5 protein-coding genes are annotated in these 4170 nt (G+C 71.2%); 4 read left to right on the top strand and 1 reads right to left on the bottom strand.

What is annotated here, in order from left to right; all coding sequences use genetic code 11:
- A partial coding sequence (locus AX669_RS10725) for an AMP-binding protein (RefSeq protein ID WP_156444992.1) occupies window positions 1–667 on the bottom strand: 667 nt, incomplete at its 3' end.
- A gap of 107 nt (window positions 668–774) precedes the next feature.
- On the opposite strand from AX669_RS10725, the gene AX669_RS10730 reads away from it, so the two are divergent.
- From AX669_RS10730 to AX669_RS10745, 4 genes are all read left to right on the top strand, one after another.
- The gene (locus AX669_RS10730; protein WP_006946556.1) at window positions 775–1263 is read left to right on the top strand and encodes an SRPBCC family protein; all 489 of its coding nucleotides are present in this window, start codon (window positions 775–777) and stop codon (window positions 1261–1263) included.
- 121 nt (window positions 1264–1384) lie between these two features.
- On the top strand, window positions 1385–2350 hold the full coding sequence (locus tag AX669_RS10735) for an ROK family glucokinase (protein ID WP_062258365.1): 966 nt from the start codon (window positions 1385–1387) through the stop codon (window positions 2348–2350).
- Window positions 2347–3333 (top strand): ROK family glucokinase, encoded by a 987-nt coding sequence (locus AX669_RS10740; protein ID WP_062258367.1) that lies wholly within the window; start codon window positions 2347–2349, stop codon window positions 3331–3333. Before AX669_RS10735 ends, AX669_RS10740 begins: the two co-directional genes overlap by 4 nt.
- Window positions 3330–4010 carry an endonuclease/exonuclease/phosphatase family protein gene (locus AX669_RS10745; protein ID WP_062258368.1) on the top strand — a complete coding sequence of 227 codons (681 nt, stop codon included), beginning with the start codon at window positions 3330–3332 and terminating at the stop codon, window positions 4008–4010. Before AX669_RS10740 ends, AX669_RS10745 begins: the two co-directional genes overlap by 4 nt.
- Window positions 4011–4170: the final 160 nt, after the last annotated feature.

Raw genomic sequence — 4170 nt, forward strand, 5'->3', positions numbered from 1 at the left:
CCTCACCGCCGTTGACGAGGTCGTCCATCAGCGCGAGGCAGTTCTGCGACAACGACACGAAGTTGCCGTGCGTCAGCACGCATCCCTTCGGCAGGCCGGTCGTGCCCGAGGTGTAGATGATCGTTGCGACGTGGTCGGCGTCGACGGCGTCGCGGCGCGCACGCATCTGCGCGTCACTGACCTCCGGGGCACCCTCGAGCAGTTCGTCGAGGTGGCCGGCGTCGATCTGCCAGACGTCGCGCAGATGGGGGCAGCGCTCGCGTACCTGCGAGACGGTGAGCGCCATCTCCTGGTTCTCGACGACGACGGCGACGGCCTCGGAATCGGCGAGGATCCAGGCGACCTGGTCGCTCGAGGACGTCTCGTAGATCGGCACGACGACAGCGCCGCACGTCAGCAGCGCGAGGTCGGTGAGCGTCCACTCGTAGCGGGTCGTGCTCATGAGCGCGACGCGGTCACCCGCTTCGACGCCCGCCGCCATGAACCCCTTGGCGAGCGTCTCGACCTGCGCGAGGAATTCCTCGTGTGTCACCCCGGCCCACGTCGCGCCCTCACGCCGGGCGTAACCGATGCCTCGCGGATCCTCGGACGCGTTGCGCACCACGATGTGCGGAAGCGCGAGCTCCTCGTCGAACGGCACGAGCAGCTTCGTGCTCACTTCACGCATTGCGGATCCTCGCTGGGTCGGTACTGGGTCGGTGGCGGCGGTCGGTGAGGCCCGTCGTCATGCGTACCTTACGACCCTGCCGCCGCTCGGCGCATACCCTCGGTGTCATGACGACGAACAGCGACGCCCTCAGCGAGGGCCGCATCCGGATCGAGGCGAGCTGCGCTCGGGTGCTCGACGTGGTGCTCGACCTGCCGGCCTACCCGCAGTGGTCGAAGGACGTCGCGCGAGCCGTCGTGCTGAGTCGAACGCCCTCCGGCGACGTCGACCAGGCACAGCTGACGTTCGCCTCCGGCCCGTTCAAGGACGTCGTGACGCTCGCGTACACGGTGGCTCGTCGCGCCGACCGCGCACGGGTGGCGTGGCAACTCGTCGAGGCGCAGCACATCGAGGCGATGCAAGGCCACTACGACCTGCGTGCTGACGGCGACGCCACCGACGTCGCGTATGCCCTGCACGCACGGCCCGGCTTTCCGCTGCACACGGCGTTGCGCCGGAAGGTCGAGACGCAGATCATCACCGCGGCCCTCGATGCGTTGAAGGCGCACGCCGAGGCGCCGGATCTCGATCACGGTGGGGCGAACGCCACCGCCTGAGGCGCCGCATGTACGGCCCCGCCACCGGGGCGCCACCCGATTTGGGCTCGGCGCCCCGCCCCGTCAGGATGATCGTGACGGCCCATGCGCCGTCGCCGTCCGCGAGCAGTGAGGAACGAGCGTGACACTCAGCATCGGCATCGACATCGGTGGAACGAAGATCGCCGGGGGCCTCGTCGACTCCGGCGGCACCATCGTGCGCCGCGCGCGCCGCGACACGCCCGCGCAGGAGCCCGACGCCATCGTGGCCGCCACCGTCGAACTCATCGACGAGCTGGGCGCCGCGGCGCGTGCCGAGGGCGTCGAGGCGCCCAAGGTGGGGGTCGCGTGCGCCGGATACATCGACAAGCAGGGCGCGAACGTCCTGTTCGCCCCCAACATCGCCTGGCGGCACGAGCCGCTGCGCGCACGCCTCGAAGAAGCGACGGGGCACGCCGTCGTCATCGAGAACGACGCGAACGCGGCCGCCTACGGCGAGTTCCTCCACGGTGGCGGCGCGGACGTCGACGACATGGTCATGGTGACGCTGGGCACCGGTGTCGGCGGCGGCATCGTCCTCGACGGCGAACTCATGCGCGGCAGCCACGGCATCGCCGCCGAGATCGGGCACATGCGTGTCGTGCCGGGCGGTCACCTGTGCGGTTGCGGCAATCGTGGTTGTTTCGAGGTGTACGCCTCCGGGTCCGCGCTCGTGCGTGAGGCGCGCGAGCTCGTTGCTTCGGGCGCGACCGAGGCCGCGCGGCTTCGCGAAGCCTGCGCGGGCGATCCGGAGGCGTTGCGCGGCGCGCACGTCACGGCAGCGGCACAAGAGGGCGACGCGGCAGCCCTGGCGCTGCTGAGCAAGATCGGCCGTTGGGTCGGCGAGGGCTGCGCGTCACTCGCGGCCGTGCTCGACCCGGCCGTTTTCGTCATCGGCGGGGGGCTCGCGGAGGCGGGCGACCTCGTCCTGGAATCGGCTCGCATCCACTTCGCCGACGAGCTGACGGGCGGCGGGCACCGTCCGTCGCCGCGTTTCGTCGTCGCACAACTGGGCAACGACGCCGGCGTCATCGGCGCCGCAGCGCTCGCAGAGAGGGGGCGTGCATGAGTCTCGCCATCGGAATCGACATCGGCGGCACGAAGGTCGCGGGCGGCCTCGTCGACGAGCGCGGCACCGTCATCGCGCGCGCTCGCCGCGACACGCCGCACCGCTCGACGAAGGCCGCCGTCGTCGAGGACCTACTCGTCAGCGTCGTCGAAGAACTGCAGGATGCCGCCGAACGCGACGACCTCGGCGAGGTCAGCGCCATCGGCATCGGCGCGGCGGGATTCGTCGGCGCCGACCGCTCGACCGTCGTCTTCGCGCCGCATCTGTCGTGGCGCAACGAGCCGTTGCGCGAGAACCTGCGCGCCCGTTGCGCGTTCCCCGTCTTCGTCGACAACGACGCCAACACCGCGTGCTGGGCGGAGTGGCGTTTCGGCGCGGTGGCGGGGGAGAGCCACGTCATCATGGTCAACCTCGGCACCGGCATCGGCGGCGCGATCCTCGTCGACGGGGTGATGCAGCGCGGCCGGTACGGCATCGCGGGTGAGTTCGGGCACATGCAGGTCGTGCCCGGCGGCATCCGTTGTGAGTGCGGCAACCGCGGCTGCTGGGAGCAGTACGCCAGCGGTAACGCGCTCGTGCGCGAGGCGCGCTCGCTGCTCGCGGCGCAGTCGCCGATGGCGCACGACATCGAGGCCGAGATCGGCGGCGACCTGACGAAGCTGACCGGGCCCATGATCACCGAGGCCGCGGCTGCAGGGGACGCGACGGCGGCCGAACTGCTCGCCGAGATCGGTTCGTGGCTCGGCACCGGCCTCGCGAACCTCGCGAGTGCGTTCGACCCGGGCGCGTTCGTCATCGGCGGCGGCGTGTCGGCAGCCGGCGAGATGCTGTTGACGCCGGCGCGCGAGGCCTTCCGCAAGCAGCTGCCGGGGCGCGGGTACCGCCCGGAGGCACGAATCGTGCAGGCGCAGCTCGGCAACGAGGCCGGGCTCATCGGCGCGGCCGACCTGGCGCGCAGCGCCGTCGAGGAGGACATCGCATGACCACCCGTCTCATGTCGTACAACGTGCGCGGCCTCAAGGACGACCGTGCGGCCCTGCTGCGCGTCATCCGGCACGCCGCGCCCGACGTGCTGTGCCTGCAGGAGATGCCGCGCCATCCGTTCTCCGACCATCGCGTCGCCGAGTTCGCCGAATCCGTCGGGCTCGTGTGGGGCGGAGGCAACCGTCACCGCATGAGCACCGCGATCGTGACGGCGCCGCGCCTCGACGTCGCCGCGAGCGGCCACGGCCTCTACACCGTGCCGCGTCCGCAAGAGCCGCGCGGTTACGCATGGGCCGAGGTGTGCCTGCCCGGCGAGGCGAAGTGGCTCGCGATCAGCACGCATCTGTCGCTCTACAGCTCGATGCGCGCCGGGCACGCGCGTGAGCTCATCGCCGACCCGAACCTGCCGGGCGACGTGCCGTGGGCGATCGCCGGCGACTTCAACGAGCTCGAGAACGGGCCCGCGGGGCGGGAGTTCAAGGCACACGGGCTCGTCGACGCAGGGCCGCGCATCAACACGTTCAACGCCGCCGAACCGCACAAGCGCATCGACTTTGTCTACGCCTCGCCGTCGCTGACGCTGGAGACGGTCGACATGAGCGCCGTGGAGCACGACATGACGGTCGCGACCGATCACCGCCCGCTCGTCGTCGACGTCACGGTGACGTCGCACTGACGACCGACTGACGTCCGCTGGGAGGGCCCGGGGGATCGGACGAGGCCGCTCGGGCCGGCAGTCGCAGAGGCTCAGACGCGGGCGCCGTCGTCGTCATCGTCGTGCTCGTCGCGGTTCTTCGGCTGCCTCGCGACGGCGAGGGCGAAGCCGCCGACGAGCA

The organism is Dermacoccus sp. CCH2-D9 (genome assembly GCF_001556795.1).
GTDB lineage: Bacteria > Actinomycetota > Actinomycetes > Actinomycetales > Dermatophilaceae > Dermacoccus > Dermacoccus nishinomiyaensis.